The 22,494-nt window shown below is 36.9% G+C and carries 24 protein-coding genes; 9 read left to right on the top strand and 15 right to left on the bottom strand.

Annotated elements, in window-relative coordinates:
- Positions 1–236: 236 nt before the first annotated feature.
- The 3 genes from ACLMCG_RS09365 (at position 237) to ACLMCG_RS09355 (ending at position 3,983) form a co-directional block, all read left to right on the top strand.
- Positions 237–1,145, top strand: coding sequence for a DMT family transporter (locus ACLMCG_RS09365; RefSeq protein WP_413960521.1), 909 nt, complete (start codon positions 237–239; stop codon positions 1,143–1,145).
- A 141-nt stretch (positions 1,146–1,286) separates the two neighbouring features.
- Positions 1,287–1,853, top strand: a complete 567-nt coding sequence (locus ACLMCG_RS09360; protein ID WP_047421184.1) for a hypothetical protein — start codon at positions 1,287–1,289, stop codon at positions 1,851–1,853.
- A gap of 6 nt (positions 1,854–1,859) precedes the next feature.
- A complete protein-coding gene (locus ACLMCG_RS09355; protein WP_413960522.1) occupies positions 1,860–3,983 on the top strand; it encodes a cation:proton antiporter in 2,124 nt (707 codons plus the stop codon).
- A 290-nt stretch (positions 3,984–4,273) separates the two neighbouring features.
- Here ACLMCG_RS09355 and ACLMCG_RS09350 read toward each other — a convergent pair whose 3' ends face one another.
- A complete protein-coding gene (locus tag ACLMCG_RS09350; RefSeq protein WP_413960523.1) occupies positions 4,274–5,386 on the bottom strand; it encodes a 5-(carboxyamino)imidazole ribonucleotide synthase in 1,113 nt (370 codons plus the stop codon).
- A 25-nt stretch (positions 5,387–5,411) separates the two neighbouring features.
- A complete protein-coding gene (locus ACLMCG_RS09345; RefSeq protein WP_413960524.1) occupies positions 5,412–5,963 on the bottom strand; it encodes a DUF1543 domain-containing protein in 552 nt (183 codons plus the stop codon).
- A 98-nt stretch (positions 5,964–6,061) separates the two neighbouring features.
- On the opposite strand from ACLMCG_RS09345, the gene ACLMCG_RS09340 reads away from it, so the two are divergent.
- Positions 6,062–6,892: a sulfite exporter TauE/SafE family protein gene (locus tag ACLMCG_RS09340; protein WP_089690192.1), complete on the top strand. Its 831-nt coding sequence runs from the start codon at positions 6,062–6,064 to the stop codon at positions 6,890–6,892.
- On the top strand, positions 6,892–7,275 hold the full coding sequence (locus ACLMCG_RS09335; RefSeq protein ID WP_223599325.1) for a DUF1634 domain-containing protein: 384 nt from the start codon (positions 6,892–6,894) through the stop codon (positions 7,273–7,275). Before ACLMCG_RS09340 ends, ACLMCG_RS09335 begins: the two co-directional genes overlap by 1 nt.
- Positions 7,276–7,278: 3 nt before the next feature.
- Here the strand turns inward: ACLMCG_RS09335 and ACLMCG_RS09330 are convergent, their stop codons facing one another.
- Together ACLMCG_RS09330 and ACLMCG_RS09325 are read right to left on the bottom strand one after the other, a co-directional pair.
- Positions 7,279–7,656, bottom strand: coding sequence for a VOC family protein (locus ACLMCG_RS09330; RefSeq protein ID WP_413960525.1), 378 nt, complete (start codon positions 7,654–7,656; stop codon positions 7,279–7,281).
- Between the two features lie 33 nt (positions 7,657–7,689).
- Entirely contained in the window at positions 7,690–8,130 is a 441-nt protein-coding gene (locus ACLMCG_RS09325; RefSeq protein WP_413960526.1) for a nuclear transport factor 2 family protein, read from the bottom strand.
- Between the two features lie 152 nt (positions 8,131–8,282).
- Between ACLMCG_RS09325 and ACLMCG_RS09320 the strand changes: the two genes are divergently transcribed.
- Complete coding sequence (locus ACLMCG_RS09320; protein WP_413960527.1) at positions 8,283–9,323, top strand: endonuclease/exonuclease/phosphatase family protein; 1,041 nt, start codon at positions 8,283–8,285, stop codon at positions 9,321–9,323.
- A 44-nt stretch (positions 9,324–9,367) separates the two neighbouring features.
- On the opposite strand, the gene ACLMCG_RS09315 is transcribed toward ACLMCG_RS09320, so the two are convergent.
- From ACLMCG_RS09315 to ACLMCG_RS09270, 10 genes are all read right to left on the bottom strand, one after another.
- Entirely contained in the window at positions 9,368–10,426 is a 1,059-nt protein-coding gene (locus ACLMCG_RS09315; RefSeq protein WP_413960528.1) for a diphosphomevalonate/mevalonate 3,5-bisphosphate decarboxylase family protein, read from the bottom strand.
- A 123-nt stretch (positions 10,427–10,549) separates the two neighbouring features.
- Positions 10,550–12,319, bottom strand: coding sequence for an AMP-dependent synthetase/ligase (locus ACLMCG_RS09310; protein WP_413960529.1), 1,770 nt, complete (start codon positions 12,317–12,319; stop codon positions 10,550–10,552).
- On the bottom strand, positions 12,316–13,329 hold the full coding sequence (locus ACLMCG_RS09305) for an NAD-dependent epimerase/dehydratase family protein (RefSeq protein WP_413960530.1): 1,014 nt from the start codon (positions 13,327–13,329) through the stop codon (positions 12,316–12,318). The genes ACLMCG_RS09310 and ACLMCG_RS09305 overlap by 4 nt, the downstream gene beginning before the upstream one ends.
- Positions 13,330–13,588: 259 nt before the next feature.
- Positions 13,589–14,593 carry an MvdD family ATP-grasp ribosomal peptide maturase gene (locus tag ACLMCG_RS09300; protein ID WP_413960531.1) on the bottom strand — a complete coding sequence of 335 codons (1,005 nt, stop codon included), beginning with the start codon at positions 14,591–14,593 and terminating at the stop codon, positions 13,589–13,591.
- Positions 14,586–15,542 carry an MvdC family ATP-grasp ribosomal peptide maturase gene (locus ACLMCG_RS09295; RefSeq protein WP_413960532.1) on the bottom strand — a complete coding sequence of 319 codons (957 nt, stop codon included), beginning with the start codon at positions 15,540–15,542 and terminating at the stop codon, positions 14,586–14,588. Before ACLMCG_RS09295 ends, ACLMCG_RS09300 begins: the two co-directional genes overlap by 8 nt.
- Before the next feature lie 71 nt (positions 15,543–15,613).
- Positions 15,614–15,838 carry a microviridin/marinostatin family tricyclic proteinase inhibitor gene (locus tag ACLMCG_RS09290; RefSeq protein WP_223599316.1) on the bottom strand — a complete coding sequence of 75 codons (225 nt, stop codon included), beginning with the start codon at positions 15,836–15,838 and terminating at the stop codon, positions 15,614–15,616.
- Between the two features lie 52 nt (positions 15,839–15,890).
- Positions 15,891–16,127, bottom strand: a complete 237-nt coding sequence (locus tag ACLMCG_RS09285; RefSeq protein WP_047421157.1) for a microviridin/marinostatin family tricyclic proteinase inhibitor — start codon at positions 16,125–16,127, stop codon at positions 15,891–15,893.
- A 114-nt stretch (positions 16,128–16,241) separates the two neighbouring features.
- A complete protein-coding gene (locus ACLMCG_RS09280) occupies positions 16,242–17,021 on the bottom strand; it encodes an alpha/beta fold hydrolase (protein WP_142718625.1) in 780 nt (259 codons plus the stop codon).
- Positions 17,022–17,117: 96 nt separating this feature from the next.
- On the bottom strand, positions 17,118–17,837 hold the full coding sequence (locus ACLMCG_RS09275) for a pyridoxine 5'-phosphate synthase (RefSeq protein WP_413960533.1): 720 nt from the start codon (positions 17,835–17,837) through the stop codon (positions 17,118–17,120).
- 177 nt (positions 17,838–18,014) lie between these two features.
- Positions 18,015–19,283 carry a mechanosensitive ion channel family protein gene (locus ACLMCG_RS09270; protein WP_223599315.1) on the bottom strand — a complete coding sequence of 423 codons (1,269 nt, stop codon included), beginning with the start codon at positions 19,281–19,283 and terminating at the stop codon, positions 18,015–18,017.
- 273 nt (positions 19,284–19,556) lie between these two features.
- On the opposite strand from ACLMCG_RS09270, the gene ACLMCG_RS09265 reads away from it, so the two are divergent.
- From ACLMCG_RS09265 to ACLMCG_RS09255, 3 genes are all read left to right on the top strand, one after another.
- Positions 19,557–20,744, top strand: a complete 1,188-nt coding sequence (locus tag ACLMCG_RS09265; protein ID WP_413960534.1) for a carboxypeptidase-like regulatory domain-containing protein — start codon at positions 19,557–19,559, stop codon at positions 20,742–20,744.
- A gap of 76 nt (positions 20,745–20,820) precedes the next feature.
- A complete protein-coding gene (locus ACLMCG_RS09260; protein ID WP_213280233.1) occupies positions 20,821–21,312 on the top strand; it encodes a DUF456 domain-containing protein in 492 nt (163 codons plus the stop codon).
- Positions 21,313–21,327: 15 nt separating this feature from the next.
- Complete coding sequence (locus ACLMCG_RS09255) at positions 21,328–21,837, top strand: hypothetical protein (protein ID WP_413960535.1); 510 nt, start codon at positions 21,328–21,330, stop codon at positions 21,835–21,837.
- Here ACLMCG_RS09255 and ACLMCG_RS09250 read toward each other — a convergent pair.
- Entirely contained in the window at positions 21,824–22,465 is a 642-nt protein-coding gene (locus tag ACLMCG_RS09250; protein ID WP_149833116.1) for a uracil-DNA glycosylase, read from the bottom strand. The genes ACLMCG_RS09255 and ACLMCG_RS09250 overlap by 14 nt on opposite strands.
- Positions 22,466–22,494: the final 29 nt, after the last annotated feature.

The raw sequence follows: 22,494 nt of genomic DNA, 5'->3' as shown, positions 1-22,494 counted from the left end.
AAAGATAAAAAATAAAAATGTAAAGATGAAAAACTACAAAAAATCCGGGAAACGATTTATGATTATAATTCCTAAAATAATTTAATCTTTCAATAGATCTTCCATTTAAAATGTAAAGAATTTATAAAGATCTTTTTGGCTCAGAATTTTCATCTGTACTCCTATAAATTACAGCATCTGTATCCATAACAATTCCAGTTAAAATAGATATATTTGTTGTTACACCACTTTAAATTTTGAAAGATTATAAACTTACACTGGCTGTATGTACCGTTGCTATTGTCTGGGGTACTACCTTTTTATCTATAAGGGTTGCGGTAGAGACTATTCCTGCATGGTTTGTAGCAGGAATACGCCAATTTCTTGCGGCCATTATTATGTTTCTTATTCTTACCTATAGAAAAGAATTTAACTGGATCGGCTGGACCAACCTGAAATACCAGTTTATCTTCTCTTTACTCATGCTGGTAATTGCGAACGGAATGACTACAGTAGCGGAAGAGGAAGTTACAAGCAGTCTCACTTCACTCATCAGTGCCTGCTCTCCTATTCTTGTATTTTTCGGAAGTTTGGCTTTAGGACTTCAGAAATTCAGCTGGCGGGCTTTTGCAGGAGTTGTTCTCTGTTTCAGCGGAATTCTGTTTATTTTCTGGGATGGTATTAATGATTTAAAAAACCCGGATTACGCACTTGGAATTCTCTTCTTATTCATTGCCATTGCAGGCTGGGCCTCAGGAACTATTTTCACCAAAAAATTAAACCTTCACAGCGGTAATATTTCCCTGAACTTATTTTATCAATTTTTATTTGCAGGTATTATTCAGATTATTTTTGCCTTTTTGTTTTCAGACGATTACAACTTCGGAAACTGGAGTTTGCAAAGTATCTCTGCCATGCTTTACCTGTCAATATTTGGTTCTGTAGCCGCTTTTTTTGCATTTCACTATGCCCTTACCAAAGTTTCTCCTGTTCAGGTATCCATACTGGCTTATATCAATACGGTAATTTCTATTTTTTTAAGCTGGTTGATTCTTGATGAAAAAATTTCCGCCAAATTCATCATTGCAGCGGTTTTGATTATTGTAGGGGTTTTTGTTATTAATTACAATCCGGCAATGTTTAAAAAACAAAAGATTGAATCTTAAGGCGGAAAATAATATCAATAATCTCATCCAATCTATCCAACTGTTTTTTAACTTATTAAATATAATTAAAATCAGATCCGTTTCACATGGGTTTCATATTCCCTCCATTTTCCCTATATTGTATACTCCAACCTATACAATATGCTGAAAAACACATTTTTTTTATTTCTGGTCTCCTCTTTTCTTCTTGTAAGCTGTGATTACAAAGAGAAGGAGAAAAACCTGACAGACAGGGAGAAACAATTATTAGAAAAAGAAAAAGTATTCGCGAAGAAAGAATCCGAATATCAGTCACTTCTGAAAATGAGAGACAGTATTTTTGCAAAAAAAGACTCCGTGGTTATTACTTCTTCATGGCCCGCGGAAATTTCCGGTCCATGGAACGGAAAGGTCATCTGTACAGAGTCTAACTGCAGTGAATATGCAGTGGGCGACCAGCGTACTGACATCTGGGAGTTTGATAACGATTCTACCCAGCCTATTACCAAAATCATCAATAACAATAATCTGGTAAGGTTATACACAGGCAAGTTTGAAAACAATGAGATCAGACTATCTTTCAAAACCGATTCTACGGCCAAAAAGAATGTAGAAATGAGCGTTCTTCTTAATGATATTTCGGACAACAAGATCAAAGGTACCAGAACCATCACTTCCGATGGCTGTACCGCCAAGTTCTCTGTTGAATTAGTACGTTCCACAAAATAAACACTTATGATTTTACTGAGTATACACAACCTGAGTCTTCCTATAGAAGATCCGGTACTGAAGTTCCTATTGGTACTGGTTATCATTCTGGCAGCCCCATTGCTATTAAATAAAATTAAAGTTCCCCATCTTTTGGGACTTATCATCGCCGGAGCCATCATTGGTCCGAACGGATTCAATGTATTATCCAGAGACAGCAGCATTGTTGTGACGGGAACTACCGGATTGCTTTATATCATGTTTCTGGCAGGTCTGGAGATTGATATGGGTGATTTTAAAAAGAATAAATGGAAAAGTCTCACCTTTGGTATCTATACCTTTACAGTTCCTTTTGTATTGGGATATCTGGGAGGGTATTATATTTTACACTTTTCCATGCTGACTTCCATTCTGTTTGCCAGTCTTTTTTCATCCCATACCCTTATTGCGTACCCATTAGTGAGCAAGTTGGGAATTGCAAAAAATAAAGCGGTCAATATTACCGTTGGAGGTACAATGATTACCGACATCCTCGCCTTATTGGTACTTGCCGTGATTGTGGGAATGTCGCAGGGAGATGTGGGAACAGAATTTTGGGTAAAATTATCGGTCTCTTTTGTAGTATTTGCCCTGATTGTACTTATTGTATTCCCGATTATCGGACGTTGGTTTTTTAAAAGAGTGGATGATAAAATTTCACAATATATTTTTGTATTGGTGATGATTTATCTGGCAGCAATGCTTGCTGAACTCGCTGGTGTAGAAGCCATTATCGGAGCATTCTTTGCAGGATTGGCTTTAAACAGACTTATTCCTCACACCTCTTCTTTAATGAACAGGGTTGAATTTGTGGGAAATGCCATCTTTATTCCATTCTTCCTGATCAGTGTCGGAATGCTGATTGATTTCAAAGTTTTCTTTAAAAGCTGGGAAACGCTGGAAGTAGCCGGAATTATGCTGGTAGCTTCTATTGGAGGGAAATACCTTTCTGCGGTAGCGACTCAGAAAACATTCAGACTCACCAAAGAGGAAGGAAAACTCATATTTGGGTTAAGTTCTGCTTCTGCAGCAGCTACATTAGCTTCAGTAATGGTAGGATACAACATCATCCTTTCTGAAACCGAAACCGGAGAACCTGTAAGATTATTAAATGAACATGTACTGAACGGAAGTATTCTGCTGATCCTGATTTCATGTACCATCTCCTCCTTTATTTCCATGGCAAGTGCTCAGAAAATTGCTGAAAGTGATAATGAAGATACTGTTTCGGGGAATACCCATGAAGAAGAAAGTATTCTTTTGGCCATCAACCATGAGGCAACTGTTGAGCGAATGGTGAATCTGGGAATTCTGATCAAAGCCCACTCCAATACAGAAGATTTATTTGCTTTAAACGTTATCAATGAAGATAAAAATGAGTCTTCGGTAAAGAATGCTGAAAAACTTCTTCACCAGGCGGCAGATGCGGCGGCGGCGGCAGATGTGAAGTTACAGGCCCTAAAAAGATATGACAATGACGTCGTCAATGGAGTCAATAATGTTATTAAAGAACAGAAAATTACAGATCTTATCATTGGATTGGAGGATGAAAAAGGATTCTCCCCATCTTTTGTCTATAATCTTTACAATGGATATCTTCAGAATGACGATGTAAATGTACTGGTATATCATGCTGCACAACCACTTTCCACGATAAAAAAATATGCAGTGATGATTCCTGAGAATGCAGATAAGGATGCCGGATTCTTCCATGCATTGCTTAGAGTCTGGAATATTGCCAGAAACTCCGGGGCTACAGTTGTTTTTTATGCTCCTGAAAACATCATTGATATTCTGCAGAAAATCATGAAAAAAGCCAGTATAGAAGCAGAGTTTATCATTATGAGCACATGGCAGGATGGTGAAAGAACCGCTGCCCAGCTGAAAGATGATGAAGCCTTGATTATTTTGATGGCAAAACGAGGCATGAAGTCCTATATTCCAAGAATGAGACTAATCCCTGAACTGCTGAACAGGAATCTGAAGGACAATAATTACCTCCTGATCTTCCCTTTCTCAGAATATGATAAAAACAGTCCTGAAATACGTTCTGTAGGAAATCACGGAGATTTTGTGGAGATTGGAAATGTGATTCAGAAGATTTTTAAATAAGAAGATTGAAGCTGAAAGAGGGATGGTGGAAGTTATCTATTTCTAAATAATCATTTTTTTATTAAAATTATCAATCAATTTGAGTCATCAATAGGATCTAGCTTTAGCCTGATATAAAACAACATGAATACATTTGGCTTTAGCCGAAATCTAAATTAAGTTTTGGCTAAAGCCAATTGAATTTATAATCATTGATAAACGGGCTGAAGCCCGTTCCTATTGAATAATTAAATAACAAAAGAGAGCTGTTTTGTCTTAAACAGCTCTCTTTTGTTATTTTTTTAATGGTTTTACTCAGAAATCACTCTTACCATTCCTTTTACCTGTACAAGCTTTTCCATCAGCTCTTCTCTGGAATCTGCAAGAACATTGATGTGTCCCATTTTTCTTCCTGGTTTGGTTTCGGTTTTCCCGTATAAATGGATGTACGTTTCAGGTAACTTAAGAACATCTTCCATTCCTTCATAAACTACTTTTCCGGCATATCCTTCTGCTCCAACAAGATTCAGCATTCCGCTGTAAGTAATGGCATCAGTATCAGCTAAAGGCAAGTTTTTTACCACACGATACATCTGCTCAAACTGGGAATTCGTATTTCCTTCCTGGCTCTGGTGTCCTGAATTGTGAAGTCTTGGTGCGGTTTCATTCACCCATATTTTCCCTTCTTTGTCAAGGAACAATTCAATAGCAAACAATCCCGGAGAGTTCACTGCATCCAGGAATTTTTCTGTAATGGAATCAATCTGATTCTGCACATCTTCTGTCAGAAGAACCGGACATACATTGAAATCCAACAGATTCAGCTTTGGATCGGCAACCATTTCCGTTACCGGGAAAATATTGGTTTCTCCTTTTTCATTTCTTGCCACAATGACGGAAAGCTCTTTTTCAATATCTACAAGACTTTCAATTACCGAAGCTTCTGTCCATAAGTGCTGATAATCTTCCTCTGTTTTGATCACCTGTACTCCTTTTCCATCATATCCGCCTGTATTCATCTTCTGAACAAATGGCAATGGCATGATAATTTTCTCATCACTGTTCCATACTACCTGAAATTCCGGGCTTGGGATATCATGAGTTTTATAAAATTCTTTCTGAAGGATCTTTTGCTGGATCGTTTTGATGATACTGGCATTAGGAACAACTTTTATTCCCTGTTTTTCAAGTTCTGCCAATGCATCAGCATTTACATGTTCTATTTCAATGGTTACAACATCTTTGTCTTTACCGAAGTTCAGAACCGTATCATAATCATTAAAGTTTCCCTGTGTAAAATGCGAGATATTATGACATGGCGCATCAGAAGCCGGATCCAGAGTGTAAAACTCATCATCATACTTCAATGCACTTTGTATCAGCATTCTTCCCAGTTGTCCGCCTCCCAGAATTCCTATTTTCATTTTTTATTTTTATTAGATTTACTTCTTATTGAATTTTATCGATTTTTAAATACCCAAGTCCCATCGGGTTTTCCTGATTTTCTGCATCAGATTTTTTAAGAACGATAGAATATTTTTCTTTCATACTGGCAGGAAGAATGTCGCTCACATTGAAGATATCATCAATATCAACCCCATGCTTATCATCAATATGGCTTACAGCGCCTTCAAATCCCATGGTCTGATAAAATTCGGTAGCTTTTGCCCTTTTTACAATCTCTCCCATAGACTGCCCCACCATTAAGTGCTGCTCATGAAACTCTTCAAAGAAACCCGGCTTATAACCTCCCAGATTGAGGAAAAACAGCTGGTTTTCTGATGATTTCTCTCCTTTCTCTACAATTTCCACTTCATAGCCGTCAGCAAATTTAACTTCCTGATAACAATCCAGATGAATTTTACCTTCTGTTTCCTTCCAAAACTCTTTCATATCCGGAATCAAATCTTTCAGATTCTCTGCTATTCCGAAGAAAACATCGTGCTGCTCAATATTTCTTCCTTTAGGAGTTGCCCCAAGGATAACATAAAATAATTTCATTACATTTTTCATGCATGCAAAAATACGTTAAATTTATCTTTTTCAAATTGTTTGGCAGACTACTACAATAATTTTATATTTGTAACATTATTTGTAGTATGTCAGAAATCATCATACTCTTCCTTGGCGCAATTTCCGCTGGTCTTTTAGGTTCACTTACGGGTTTAGGAGGAGGAGTTATTATCATTCCTTTATTAACGCTGGGATTCGGCGTTCCAATGCATTATGCTATCGGTGCTTCACTCATTTCTGTGATCGGGACCTCTTCCGGTGCGGCCGTAGCTTTCGTTAAAGAAGGCTTTACCAATATGAGAATCGGGATGTTTCTCGAAATTGCCACCACAGCAGGAGCTATTGTGGGTGCCTTGGTTTCTGGGATGCTTAACCCAAATACGATCGGAATTATTTTCGCTAGTATTCTTCTTTTAACAGTTATTTTAAACCTTAAGGGTAAACCTGATCATCAGGAACCTTTGGTAAAAGGAAGTCTGGAAGAGAAGCTGAAATTATACGGAACATTCCCTGATAAAGGAGTATTGAAAAGCTATTCTGCCAGAAATACAGTTCCTGGATTTTTGATGATGATGTTTGCAGGTGCAATGTCCGGACTTTTAGGAATAGGTTCCGGAGCATTGAAGGTATTGGCAATGGACAATATGATGAAACTGCCTTTCAAGGTATCTACAACAACGAGTAACTTTATGATTGGGGTAACGGCTGTAGCCAGTGCACTGATCTATTTCCAGAGAGGAGAAATTATTCCTGTGATTGTGGCTCCGGTTTTAATTGGAGTTGTTATCGGAAGTTTTATCGGCTCAAAAACGCTGATGGTATCAAAGACAAAAAAATTAAAAGTATTTTTTGCCATTGTAATTACCATTCTGTCAATTTACATGATGTATAACGGTATCAACAAAAGTTTCAGATAATGAGAAAGAATTTTACAGATGTAGATCTGAACCGCTCCGTAGGAAACCTTCTGAGGCTGGGTGTTATTCTTTCTGTGGCAACCTCTCTGATTGGTTTTATCAAGTTATTTTTTGAGGGCTTTAAAATGCCTGAAAAATATACAAGCCTTGTAGTAGGTACTTCTTCTGAAAAAGTATGGGGACATTTCTGGGATTCTCTGTGTAAAGGAGAAGGAATGGCTATTATTCAGCTGGGAATTCTTCTGTTGATCTTCACCCCTTTGATGAGGATTGTTTTCGCTTTAATAGGGTATTTAAAAGAAAAAGACTACGTATATGTAGTCATTTCTTCTATTGTTTTAGCGATTATGGCAGTAAGTTTCTTTGCAGGCTACGCCCACTAATTTTTACATTTCATAAAACTCTAACGGCAGTTGATCGGGATCCTGGGTAAAGAAAAACTCTTTTCCGGTGAATTCGTCTATGCGGATTTCTTCGCAATTCAATCCTTTTCCGATTAACTCATTTCTTTTTTCTGTAACATTTTCTACTGAAAAAGCAAGATGTCTTAAACCACATGCTTCAGGTCGTGACGGCCGTTGTGGAGGATTGGGAAAAGAAAACAACTCAATCACATAATGATCCCCGATAGCCAGATCAAGTTTATAAGACTGTCTTTCTTCGCGATATACTTCCCGGATGATATTCAGATCTAAAATTTCTGTATAAAATTTCTTTGAAACGGTGTAATCTGAACATATGATTGCAATATGGTGAATCTTCATTTTATTTTTAAACTAATTTTCAATTGAACTTCATTATTGTATTTCTTTACAGTTATCCTTTCTTCTTGTGTCAATAATATACTGGATTTTCCATTCATTATTCTGCTTTACCAGCTGAAAACTATTAGCACCGCAATGTGATAATTTTCCTTTTAAATAAAAAGAATAAGGAGTAAATACACTTGCCAGATTTCCGTCTTTATGAACAGCTTCTACTATGATTCTTTCATCCAGATCTCCTTTTGTAAATTTTGAAACCGAAGCAACGAAATCCTGTATGCTGTCACTTTTCACAGTCCCATCTTTAGTAATGGTCTGCAGCACTGCATTCTCTGCAAAAGCTGATTTTACAAGCTCAGAATCTGCATTTTTCATGCCAAGGAACAGGTTACGGATAGGTTTTTCAATATCTTTATTCTGCTGACCGAAGCTTGAAATACTTATAAGAACAAGAAATACAATTATTTTATTCATAGTATAGATTTATATATTTAAAAATAGATAAAATAAAATTTAAATTGATTAACAAATTTTAAAATTCATTTTCCTTAAATTGTGGTCAAAATTATTTCAGAGCTTTTTATATGTGGATTATTTATCTGACTTTGGCCATACTTCTTCTGGTCATGACAATACTGCCAAAAATTCAGCATTCTCACTGGGTATTCAGGGTTCCGGAATTTGCTAAAATACAGGTTACTTACCTTATATTTTTCACTTTTCTATTAGGCTTTTTTACTGATTCTAAGGAATATTTATGGTATTATCAGGGACTTCTGCTGGTTTTGTTTGTTCATCACAGCCATACCCTCATCAAATACACCCGTTTTTATCCTGTAAAAAAACACAGACAACGCCACAAATCTTCCGATAAACTGCATTTTATTTCTGCCAATGTTTATCAGTTCAATAAAGAATATGAGAAATTCATCGGGCTTGTTAAAAAGCATAACCCTGATTTTTTCATGACTATGGAAAGCAATGGGGATTGGGAAAAAGCAATGATACCTTTAGAAAAAGAATATGGCTTCCAGCATAAAGTGACTCTTGAAAACACCTACGGAATGCATTTCTATTCCAGAATTGAAATCAAAGAAGCAAAGACTCATTATTTTGTAGCTGATGATATCCCGAGTATTGAGGTACATATGCAAACTGCTGATGGCTTTTCTTTTGTTTTCTTCGGGGTTCATCCACCTCCGCCAAGTCCTACGGAAGAGGAAACTTCAAAGGAAAGAGATGGCGATCTTTTAAGTACTGCCAAATGTGTAAAGGATATTAAAAAACCTGTTATTGTAGTGGGAGACTTCAATAATGTTGCATGGTCAAGATCGTCTGTACTTTTCAGAAAAACAAGTCATCTGATAGATCCCAGGATCGGACATTCTTTTGTTTCTACCTTCCATGCGAAATACCGTCTTTTAAGATTTCCCATCGATCTGATGTTTCATAGTGAAGATATCTTTATTAAGCAACTGAAGACATTGGAAAATTTTGGTTCAGACCACCTTCCGGTATACTGCAAGTTTTTCATAGATCATCACAACGATGAACAGGAGGAATTGATTGAAACAGCGACATCCGAAGAGAAAGCAGAAGCTGAAATCATGATAGAGGAAGGAAAGAAAGAAGATGGCGAACGTGAAACTGTGGTTACTGAGGATTAATAAAAAAGTGGGCTAATGCCCACTCCTATTGAATATTTTTAATTTTAGAATTTCATAATATCCTTCACTACCCCATTTTTCTGAGTATGCTGTAATAATTCAGCTTCGATGAAGGTTTTAATCTGTTCTTCAGAACCATTGCCCGGGAATAGAAGGTGAACATTAGCTCCTGCATCCAGCGTAAAGAATAAAGGCAATCCTGTTTCTCTTCTGAAATCCCAGATCTTGTTGATGACTTCCAAAGTACCTGTTTTCATCAGGATAAAAGCAGGATCACTCATCATCATCATTGCATGCAACGTAAGTGCTTCATGCTCTACTAATTTGATAAAGCTTTCCATGTCACCGTTTTTCAGGATTTCTTTCATGGGAACAAAGTTCTCTCTTGCTTCCTGAAATCTCCTTTCAGCATAAGGATTCGTATTCATCAGACCGTGTCCTACCGTTGAAGAAACACTTTTCTGTCCTTCATGGATCAATAAAACCCAATCGTTAAAATTTCTGAATACCTCATGAACTTCAGCATTCGGAAACTGTACCCCAAATAAATCTGAGCTCCCTTCTACCTCATCAGTTTTTCCCCACACCACAAGTCCGTTGTATAGACTTCGGCAAGCGCTTCCACTTCCTAATCGTGCTAAAAATGAAGCTTTTCTTAAAGATTCTTCTTCAGAAGTTTTTCCTGTAAATGAAGCATCCAATGCCATCAGACATTTTGCAATAGCTCCAAATCCTGAAGCTGAACTTGCAATCCCTGAGCTGTGCGGAAATGTATTCTCTGTTCTGATGATATATTTCCCTTTTAAAATCCAGGGAAGATACTGTTCTATATTTTTGAAATATTTCTCAATTTTTTCAGCAAATTTCACTTCTTCATTACCAGCCAGAAAGGTCTTTACTGAAAAAGCTTCGTTTGCAATAAATTCCATTGAAGTATTGGTTTTACAATGGTTTAAAGTGTAACTGATACTTGGATTGGCAGGAATCTGATCAGCATATTTCCCCCAATATTTAATCAGGGCAATATTAGACGGACAGCTTTCTGAAACCGTTTGGGTATGAATGGTGAAATTTTCTTTTCCTATAAAATCTTGTGTCGTCATAGTTTAATTTAAGTCATTATTTTAAACCACCCCGTCAAAAATTCTTTGAATTTTCGCCCCCTCCAAAAGAGAGGGATTTTCACACCTTCATTTGTATTTGACGTGAAAAGGAGGTCAAAATTTTTAATACATCTTCTCTATAATATCTGCATATTTTTTGATCACCACATTTCTTTTGACCTTTAAAGTCGGAGTAATTTCTCCTGTATTGATGTCAAATTCTGCCGGCATCAAAGTGAATTTCTTCACTTTTTCATAGTCTGCCAGGTGATCCTGCAATTCTTTAATTCTTTCTTTATAAAGATTGATTATCTTTTCATTTTTTACAGCATCTTCCCAGTTGGTAAAAGGAATATTATTTTTCTTAATGTAATCCTGTAAAAATTCAAAATTAGGAACAATCAATGCTGAAACAAACTGTCTTCCTTCTGCAATCAGCATAATCTGCTGGATAAAATTATTGTTGGTCAAAAGGTTTTCTATCTGCTGTGGAGCGATATATTTTCCATTGGAAGTCTTCATCAGATCTTTGATTCTGTCTGTGATAATCAGGTTTCCTTTATCATCAAACTTTCCTGCATCACCGGTTTTAAACCAACCGTCTTCTGTGAACACTTTCTGCGTTTCTTCAGGTTTATTGTAATAGCCTTTCATGATTCCGTTTCCTCTCGCTTGAATTTCATCGTTTTCTCCGATACGCATTTCTACTCCCGGCAATGGCTTTCCGCTGGTACCATGTTCAAAATGTGTTAAAGGGAAAAGCGTCAATGTTGCGGTAGTTTCCGTTAATCCGTATCCTACAGTTACATGGATTCCCACTGATTCAAAGAAACGGGTAACTTCTGGTGACAATGATGCTCCACCACAAGGTAAGAACCACAGTCTGCCGCCCATTTTTTCTTTTATCTTACTGAAAACCAATCTATCTGCAACGGCTTCTTTGAATTTTAATCCAAAAGGAATAGGCTTTTCAATTCTTCTTAATTCTGCAGTTTCCCATCCGGTTTTAAGCGCCCAGTCAAATATTTTCTTCTTCAGTGATGAACCTTCTTCAGCTTTTTCAAGAACTCCGGCATATACTTTCTGGAAAAACCTCGGTACGGCGCACATAGCAGTAGGTTTTACTTCTTCCAGTGCTTTGGCTACATTTTTAGGATCTTCCAGAAAATAAACACGGGCACCGCCATACAGACAAAGTAAACTCCAGCTTCTCTCAAAAACATGGCTCAATGGTAAGAATGCCAGTGAAAGCTCTTCTTCAAAGTTTTTAAACTTAAAAAATTCAAAATGAGAATCAAATGCTTTGATAAAGTTCCCGTGAGTTAACATTACTCCTTTTGGAATTCCGGTAGTTCCTGAAGTATAGATTAATGTGGCTGTATCATCATTTTCCTTCTTACAGATCTCCAGTTCCGGTGAAGCTTTAGCAATAAAATCTTCAAGATAAAAACTATTGAATTCTTTCTTGATCCACACTGCTTTTTTAGAAACAATAATGGTTTCAAGATTGTTTTCTTCTTTATGTAAAAACTCAAGACAGGCATCATACTGCATCTGATTTCCCACTAAAACAGCTTTAGCTCCGGAATCGTTAATGATATGTTCTGCCTGCTCAGCATTATTGGTTGAATAAATAGGTACCGTAACAGCACCGATGGCCATGGAAGCCAGGTCAACGATCATCCATTCGGACGAGTTATCTGAATAAATAGCGACTCTGTCATTCTCCTGAACTCCAGCTTCCTTTAGGGCATTGGCTGTTTTAAAAATAACCTCACTGAATTTTTTCCAGCTCAGCTCTTTCCAGGCTGCATCTTTCTTTTTAAATCCAATAGCCGCTTTTATAGGATGTTTTTCTACATTTTTAAGGATAATTGCCTCTGCAAGATTCATTTCTTCAGCTTTTTGTCGTTAATATAATTATTCAGGTGAAAGTCGATACTTTCTTTTACAGGAATAAACTGATAGTTCAGTTTTTCTTTGACTTTGTGATTGGAAATGGTATTGAATGAAGAAATGGCTTCAATATTTGATTTGGTAACCATTTTCAGTTTAGGAATAAGCCATCCGAAAAGGGTGCTGGCTACTCTTCCGATATTTAATACAGATTGTGAAAGAATCCTGGCATCTTTAAGCCCAAGACGGGTTCTTACCTGTTTTGCGAGATCAGCATATCTGTTATTTTCAGCAACAATGATAAAACGTTCTCCGAAAAGATTATTTTCCATCAGCCCGATTGCTGTATTGGCCACATCTCTTACATCAACGTAAGCAGAACCGCCGGAAAAGGTAAAACTATTGTCCTCAAAAGTAGAGAAAAGTTCGCCACTGCTTTGATTCCAGTTTCCGCTTCCTACGATCATTCCCGGATTGATAATGATAGTATTAAGACCTTCTGCTGAGGCTCTCCATACTTCCATTTCGGATAAATGTTTGGAAATTGCATACGCTGAGTGTTCCAGCTTTGGATTAAAATCAGATTCTTCATCCAGTTCTCCTTTTTCATTGTAATTATCAAGAACGGCAACAGAACTTACATGGAGAAATTTTTTAATGTCTGATCCTTCGCAGGCAAACAGGAGGTTTTCTGTACCTTTAATATTTGTACGGTACATTTCTTTTTCATCTTTGGGATGGAAACTTACTTTTGCAGCACAATGATACACCTCATCTACACCTTGCAGTGCAGTTTTCAAAGAATCGAGGTCATCAAAATCAACGTTTACCCATTCGATTTTGTTGAAAAAATCGTCAGGATTCTCCGTATAAAAGCTGTATGAATGCTTTACTTCGTTTAAATTGCTGCCCGGTCTTTTGGAAGCACGTACATTTTCACCTCTTTTAAGAAGTTCCAGTACAATTATTCTTCCCAGAATTCCGGTAGCACCCGTTACAAAAATCATTAATTATTTTACTTGATTGCTGACTAAAATATAACAATATTTTCTATCCGGCAATTCTTCCGGATCCGGCAAAAATTCCTTAGAAAAACTGCTTCTGCAAATTTGCGATTTTTAAAGCATAATTCAACTTTATTTAACCAATATTATCACTCGGAAATCAACAAACCGGAAAAATTCCAACTGCAATAGATCATTATATTTAAAAGTCCTGAAAGAATGTACAACTTTCAGGACTTTTATGATTAAAAATGCTTTGTTCTTAAGCCATTACCTCATTATTTCTTCTTGGAGCTTTATCGCAAAGAACGTCTGCAATACTCCTTGAAATTAGGTTTCCTTCTGTAAGATTATCCAGCCAGAAGAATTCTCCGGCGGCATTGATCTCGATGAAGTAGTATTCGTCTTCGGGGGAAACTATCATGTCGATTGCGCCGTAATCTACATTATAAATATCAAGAAGTTCAAGCAATTTTGCTTCTACGTCTGCCGGAAGTTCTGTTCTGCTCCATTTATCAATCAGATTGATTCCGTCTTTTCTCCAGTCTACTTTGGCATCTTCGGATTGCTGGGAATCTATTTCAAATGCATAAACATCTCTTCCCACAATGGTAATACGAAGTTCTTTTTTCTTCTGAATCATCTGTTGAAACTGCATCGGACAGTACAATAATAAATCCAGTTCTTCCAGCTTATTTTCACTGACAACATTTGTAAAGACTACACTTTCCACACCGTCTTCATAGATCGCAAAACCTGTTTGCATTTTTGCCACTACATTTTGATGTTTCAGAATAAATTTTCTGGCTTCATCAGGATTATTGGTAAGGCAGGTTGCCGGAATGGTCAGTCCTAATTTATCTGCAATTTTCAATTGTTCTTCTTTGCTGTCCAGTCTTCTGTAAATACTTGGTTTTCCTAAAGAATACGCATCTACAGATTCAAAGAAACCGAAAAGGGTATTTCTGATTTCGCCCATTGCTGCACCGTAAAACTTAGAGTCCATTTCTTCTTTTAGGCCTTTTCCGATATTGTAAGCTCTTCTGTACCAGATAGCTGAAATATCGTCCAAACGATGTTTTGCTCCAGGTGTTTCAAGAAAACTTACCCATTCTCCATCCTGAAAAATGGTGGAAAGCTTATTTTGTAAAGGATAAACGTCAACATCAAAGCGAATGACTTCACAGTTATTTTTCTCGATGTATTCTGTTACTTTTTCAATAGAAAAATTATCTGCGGTATGGGTTATAATTAAAATTTTATTCATGGAAATTGATTCTTTTGATAAGATTATCGGCAATTCTTTCTGCAATGGGAAATCCCAGCTCTTTTTGCAGCATTCCCCACTCTCCTTGTGGATTGACTTCAAGGAAATAATACGCTCCGTCTCTTCCTTTGATCATATCGATAGCTCCTATATAAAGTCCCATTTCATGCATCATGGAAGTGAGATTGGCTTTTACAGGCTCCGGAAGTTCATACGCTGACCAGAAATAGCCTTCGTGTGCTACTCTCCAGTCCGCATTTTCACTGTTATTGATCTTTCCTGTGAAGAAATCACCGTCTACATAGACAATTCTCAATTCGTATTCTTTTTCAATATAAGGTTGAAAAATCATCGGGCAGTATGCAATGTCTGAAAGGTTTTCAAGTGATTCCTCTTCAATAATTGTAGTGGAAATCATGTTTTCACCCGACATTGTTTTCGCCGTTACTCCATGAAGCTTAGCAATTGCTTTTCCCTGACAGTATTGATGGAAAAAATTCGTTATTTTCTCTTCATCGTTGGAAAAAATAGTTTTAGGGATCGTTAAGTTATTTCTTTCTGCAATTTTCAGCTGAAATATCTTATTGCCATCAACTTTTTTTTCATTTTCATAAGGATTGATCCACGGAATATGCTCTAAGGCAGTCATCAGGTTGTAGCGCAGACTTCCATATTCGTTCAGGAATATTTTTTCATAATCCTGATCCAATTCTTCAGGAGTGCTGATTCTCCATGCTTTTCTGTGCCATACTCCTTTGATTGCATCAGAATGGATGGTATTTCCGGATTCATCAGTCAATTCAAATGAATTTTCTTGAATGCTGATTTTCTGAAGGTGATTCAGGCGGTCAGAATTCAGTCTGAAATAAGGAATATTTTTGGAGGTCAGGTATTCGAAAAAGATATCGATATTGTAAAAATCCTGTGAATGGGTGATGCAGAGAATCATTTGCCGGTTTTTATTAAAAAGGGAAACTTAATGTTTAAGTTTCCCCTACTATTTTTATTATATTCTACTTATTATAGTGGAATAGTGATTGTATCATCATCACCGTCAGATGGATATTTCAGCGTGTGCATCATATCATCTTTCGGAGAGGTTACAACGTCAATTGCCGGTTTTGTAATTACATCTCTTTCAGGAATTGACATATCAGTTCCTCCTTTTACTGTTTCAGGATCTTTAACCTGTTTTTCTAAGAATGATGCGAAAAATGGCTTCTTCTTTGAGTTTTGGTTTTTCATAATGTTTAGTTTTGGTTTGATATATAATTAAGCTTAAGCTGTATGTATATTCTTACACATCTAAAACATCCTCATCTCCGTCAGAAGGATATTTCATCGTTACATTATCATTATCAGGCTTAGTAACATTATCCTTAAGAGGAGTAGTGATCTGGTCCTGAAGGGATGTAGTAATCTGGTCTGCCAGTACAGAAGTAATACCTCCTCCTTTTACTGTTTCAGGGTCTTTAACCTGTTTTTCTAAGAATGTCGCGAAAAATGGCTTCTTTTTTGAATTTTTGTTTTCCATAAGTTAATATTTTTATCGTTTTGGAAATCCAAAGTACAAAAAATTCAAATCATGGAGAAATAATATTACATTTTAATAAAATTTTAACATAATATTGAAAATCAAAGTATAATATTAATTTAATCCCAGAAACTCCTTCACAACATTTGCGAAATCAACCGGATTTTCTGCCTGAACCCAGTGTCCTGCATTTTTTACCGTAACAACTTTAGCTTTAGGAAATTGCTGCCTGATCCCAAATTCATCCTGAGGCAGAATATAATTGGATTTTGCTCCTGCTATAAACAATGTCTCACCTTCAAAAACTCCGAATTTAATGGCATTGGATACAAATTCAGTATATTTTTCGGATAATGTTTTAAGGTTGAATCTCCAGCCTAGTTTTTTATTGTCATCCCAATACAGGTTTTTCGTTAAAAACTGTACCGTAGATCTTTCCGGAATATATTGGTTCAGAACTGCTTCCACTTCATTTCTTGAAGTAACCGTATTAAAATCAACGGTTTCCAATGCCTTGATAATTCCCTGATGATGTGGTGGATATGCCTTAGGTGAAATATCGACAACAATCAGTTTTTCAACACGTTCAGGGTATTTTATAGCAAACTGCATCACTGCTTTACCTCCTAAAGAATGTCCTAAAACATGAGCTTTCTGAATTCCATAATGATCCATATAACGGGCAATATCATCTGCCAGATCATCATGAGACATACTTTCTGAATGAAAGCTTCTGCCATGGTTTCTAAGGTCGATCAGATGTACAGGAAGATATTCTCCCAGGTCTTTTCCGAAGCTTCCCCAGTTGTCAAGCATTCCAAATAATCCGTGAAATACAAGAAGTGGCGTATGAGTTGAATTTTCGCCGAATATTTTTGAGTTTAAAATTTCCATATTTTTTAGATGTTAGATATGAGAACTTAGAAGTTAGATAACATAAGAGATAGAAAATAAAGTTTCACTCATTTCTAACTTCTAGTTTCTTATTCATTACCATTTTGCCAGTCTCTTCAGATAAGCCTGAACTGTATTTTCCAATCCCATATAAAGTGCTTCAGAAATCAAAGCATGCCCGATAGATACTTCCAGCAGGTTGGGAATGGTGTCTGCAAAATATTTAAGGTTTTCTAAGCTTAGATCATGACCTGCATTGATTCCCAATCCGAAATTGGTAGCCTCAACTGCGGTGTCATAATAAGGTTTTATAGCCTGTTCTTTATTGATCAGATAATTTTTTGCGTAAGCTTCCGTATACAGTTCTATTCTGTCCGCCCCTGTTTTAGCAGCATATTCTACCAATTCCGGCAAAGGATCAAGAAAAACGGAAGTACGGATTCCTGCGTTTTTAAATTCTGCGATAATCTCTGTAAGGAAATCGAGATGCTTTTTGGTATCCCAACCCGCGTTGGACGTAATTGCATCATCGGCATCCGGCACTAAAGTTACCTGCTCCGGCTTCACCTCCAATACCATATCGATAAAACTCTGATGTGGATTTCCTTCAATATTAAACTCAGTCGTAACAAACGGCTTCAGATCATAGACATCTTTTCTTGTGATATGCCTTTCATCAGGTCTTGGGTGGATGGTAATTCCCTGCCCTCCGAATTCCTGAATTTTTACAGCAGCTTCTGTAACACTTGGGGTTTCACCTCCTCTTGCATTTCTTATCGTCGCAATTTTATTAATGTTTACGCTTAGTTTTGTCATTTTTTATTTTAGATGTTAGATATAAGATGTTAGAAGCTGGAAGCATGGGGCTGGAAGTAAATCCAGACTTTGTACTTCTTTTGGTCTTCTACATTCATTATCATTTAAAAGTTTAATTTAAAATTTGTTTAAAAGTTGCTGAAACTTCCAGCTTCCCTTTTCCGCCTTTCAGCTTTTCTACACTTTAATGCTTACCTGCATCACCTGAAGCTCAAATTCTTTGGATGCCACCAATAAATGGTCAAAAATATCGGCCTGGATCTGCTCAAAACGCTCCCATTTGGAATCATTGGCAAAACAATACACTTCAAGAGGCAATCCTTGTGGAGTAATGTCCAGCTGACGCACCATACGGGTTCCGTTTTTGTCTACGTCCGGATCATTTTCAATATATTTTTGAGCATAATATCTGAAAACACCGATATTGGTAAGCTGCCTTCCATTTACGACCTTATCATTATGTTCAAGGCTTTCTTTTTCTTTTTTAATCTCAGAGGCTCTTTCTTCAAGGTAATCTGAAATAAGGTTGATCTCCTTTAAACGCTCTACATCTTCGTCTGTCAGAAATTTAAAAGAATTGATATTAAAGTAGATTGATTTTTTTATTCTCCTTGTATTGGATTCAGACATCACCTGCATATTCTTGATTTCTGTGGTCATCAAGTCATAAGTAGGAATAGTGGAAACTGTTTTATCAAAGTTGGTGATCTTGGTAGTTAAAAGATTGATTTCCGTAATATTTCCTTCAATAGTATACTTGGGAATGCTTACCCAGTCTCCTACCTTCAGGTTTTTAGAAGTCGCAACGTGAAGTCCTGTTACAAATCCCAAAATCGTATCTCGGAAAACCAATACCAGCACCGCCGTAATTGCCCCAAGACTTCCTACAATAGTGGTTCCTTTGATCCCAAAAATGACACAGAGTCCTACTACGGTAAATATAAAAAGTCCTAAAATCTTTACCGTTTCTGAAATGGCATTAAGCGCCATAATCTTGTAGAAGTCCTGCTTGATGCTGAAATAATTTCTAAAAGCAGTCAGTGATCTGTATAACATCCCCGCCAACATCAATACCAATCCCAGATTGAGACACCGTATAATAAAAATGGTTGTTTTTGGTAACGCGTTTTCCGGAAATATGGAGCCCTGTATGCCGGCAACAGCAATCAAAGCTGCAAAATGGGCTACAGAGTTGGTGATTTTGGCCTGATAAACAGACTTTAAGATGGGAAATTTCTGTTCATTATGAAATAACCTGAAGACAGAATTAATGATGAATTTAAAAACAAAATCAGTGATAAAAAACAGAACGAGAAGTAAGCTTAATTTTACAATAATATGGAAAACCCAGTCCAGTCCGGAAGGTGAAATCTGGGTAATATAAATGTAAAGCTGTTCGCTCAGCTCCTGTATAAAGTTTTTAGTTTCTTGTAACTGGTCATTCATTACAGCAAATTTATGAAATTAAGAATCATGATTTTACTATTCCCAATCAATTTTCATCCCAAAGAGTATTCCTCGGAAAATATTTAGTAAAAATCTTTTTTTGAATAAAGTTATAAAATATCAAATCTTCTAAAACCCTTAACTATAAATGAAAAATTAACCATAAAAACTCAAATAAGATAAATAATATTAAAAATAATTACAATTTTAACGTTTTAATATTAAAAAATTATTAAATTTGATTAAAACTAACCCCATCAAAATCAAATAAATATGAAACAAAATTACTTGTTGATTATGCTATGCAGCCTTGTGCTTCTAGTTAATTGTAAAGGAGACGACTCTGTTACTCCTGAAGAAAATCCTACTAAAGTAGTTTCCACGGGAAAAGTGGAAGGCAGAGTATTTGCAAAAAATGGCACCAAACCAATTGGAGGAGCACTTGTATTCACTACCGACGGCCAGAGCAATATCTACCATACGTATTCCGGTGCTGATGGCAGCTTCAGTTTAACAGCTCCTGAAGGCAGTACAACACTTCACATTCAGACCGGTGACGGTAAAAATTTCAGATCCGAGGTTCCGGTTACGATTAAAAAGAATGAAACGGTTACTGTAGCCGCAACGGATTCAAAGTTGGATCAAATCGCAAAAATGGCTTACATAAAAGGAAGTTATGATGAAATTGAAGCGATCATAAGCTCTCTTGGATATGCCGCCACTGAAATTACTTATCAGGACTTAAAAAATATCAATACTATTTCCCAGTATGATATTATTTTCCTGAACTGCGGATCCCGTACTTATGCCCAAACAGGAACCTCATCGCCAAGCAATGACAATAATGTATATTCTAATCTTTCTACTTTTGTAAGCAATGGCGGAAGTCTTTACAGCTCAGACTGGGCTTCGGCTTATCTGGTAGGTGGGAATACAAATACTGCAAGCTGTAATGCTCCCGGAGGTTTTATCAATGATAACCTTCTTTGCCTGAAAGACATTGGAGCTTCAGGTGCCTATACCGGTTGCAGTGTTTCAAATCCTGCATTGGCAACTGCATTAGGATTTAATACATTAGACATTGACTATGATATGGGTTCATGGGAGAAAATTCAAAACTATGATCCTGCATTCTGGGATGTTCTTGTACAGAAAGGCAACGAGCCACTGATGATAAGAACAGGACATTATACGAACCCTTCCGCTCCGCAAACTCCTGTAGGAACATCTTTAAACAATAATCACATCACGATCTGCCATCATACAGCAAGCGGAAATAATATCACCATTACCATCAATCAGAATGCATGGAATGCGCATCAGGCACATGGAGATACCATGGGACCTTGCTCCGGAAATTCCAGCAGCGGAAATATCTACTATACTACATTCCATAACCACGCAAGTGGAAATATCGGTAAAACAGGACCGATTCTGGAATACGTAATCTTAAATTTGTAATAAAATTTTATAACTCAGTTCTCAAGGTGGTCTTTTATAAGGCCACTTTTTTTATATTGCATCTATATTTTAAAGAATGGATACTACAATTATTAATATTTTCTGCCTTATTCTCCTGTTTATAGGAATATTGGGAACATTTCTCCCTGTTTTGCCAGGACTTTTATTAAGCATCTGCGGGCTTCTGATCTACAAATTCGGGACGGATGCTGACCTTCCTATGATCTATATCTGGGCTTTCGGGATTCTTACTATAGCATCTGTGGTATTAAGTTATGTCATTCCTGCAAAAACCAACAGAAAATACGGAGGTACGCGTTGGGGAAGCATCGGGTCTGTTATAGGGACTATTGTTGGTATATTTATTCCGATTCCCTTAGGCTTCCTTATCGGGATGTTTGCGGGTGTATTTATTGGGGAATTACTTCATGACAGTAAGGATATGAATAAAGCCTTACAATCTACCAAAGGAGCACTGATTGGATTTATTTATGGAACCGGATTCAGTTTTGTGGTGGGAGTGGCAATGTTTTTGGTAGTACTTCTTAATATGTTTAATGTTATTTAATTAAAATAAGAAACTATGTTCCATAAAGTTATCATACTCAGTCTGGGAATATTTGCATTAACCGGATGCGATGCCCAAAAGAAATCTAAGATGAACACAAAAGCTACTGAAATGCCAGCAAGTACAAAAACTACGAGCACAAGTAATCAACAGGATGGCATTCTATACCTGAGTGAAGGAGAAAATAAGTTCTTAAGAGAATACCAGATGAATGTGACATTCAAAGGGGTTTCTGAAGACAGCCGCTGTCCTGAAGGAGCCAATTGTATCTGGGCCGGCGTTGCTCTTGCTCAGGTGGAAGTCATGGGAACTTCTACACGACCAATGATTCTGAACCTGGCCAGCGCAGATTATCCGGGAAGAAATTACCACCAGTCGGCGGAATTCAATGGATATATTCTTACTCTACAAGATGTTACCCCAACCCCAAAATCACAGGATGGCGCAAAAGCACTGTCAGGAAAGTATAAAATCGGGATTACAATAAAAAAGGTGGATCCGTCAACAGATTCTACCAAGAAATAGGCTTCTTGCCTTTGGAAACAAGATATTCATTAATTTTTGAGAAAGGCTTGCTTCCAAAAAAACCTCTGTACACGGAAAATGGTGAAGGGTGTGCCGATTTCAGGATAAAATGCTTAGCCGGATCTATGAGTTCGGCTTTTTTTTGTGCAAAAGCGCCCCACAAAACAAACACTACGTTCTCTTTTTTGTCTGAAATTTCTTTAATGATAAAGTTGGTAAATTTTTCCCAACCCAGATCTTTATGGGAATTGGGAGAATGAGCACGAACCGTTAACGTTGCATTCAAAAGCAAAACCCCTTGCCTTCCCCAATCATCCAGTTCTTTGGAAGTTCTTACCACTCCTAAATCATCTTTTAACTCAATAAAAATATTCTTCAATGATGGCGGTGCGGCAACCTGTTCAGAAACAGAAAAACACAAACCATTTGCCTGAAAATCATTATGGTAAGGATCCTGACCAATAATAACGACTTCAACATCATCAAAAGCTGTCAACTCCAGCGCTCTGAAAATCTGATTTTTCGGTGGAAAAACTTTAGTCGTTGCATATTCATTCTTTACTTTCTCCCAAAGGGTTGTAAAGTATTCTGTACTCTTTATAGGTGCTAAAATTTCTGTCCACGTCATACTGCAAAAATAATAATATTAAAATAAGA

Source organism: Chryseobacterium sp. S90, from assembly GCF_047444895.1.
Classification (GTDB): Bacteria; Bacteroidota; Bacteroidia; order Flavobacteriales; family Weeksellaceae; genus Chryseobacterium.
This window is presented reverse-complemented; position numbering and strand designations above follow the sequence as displayed.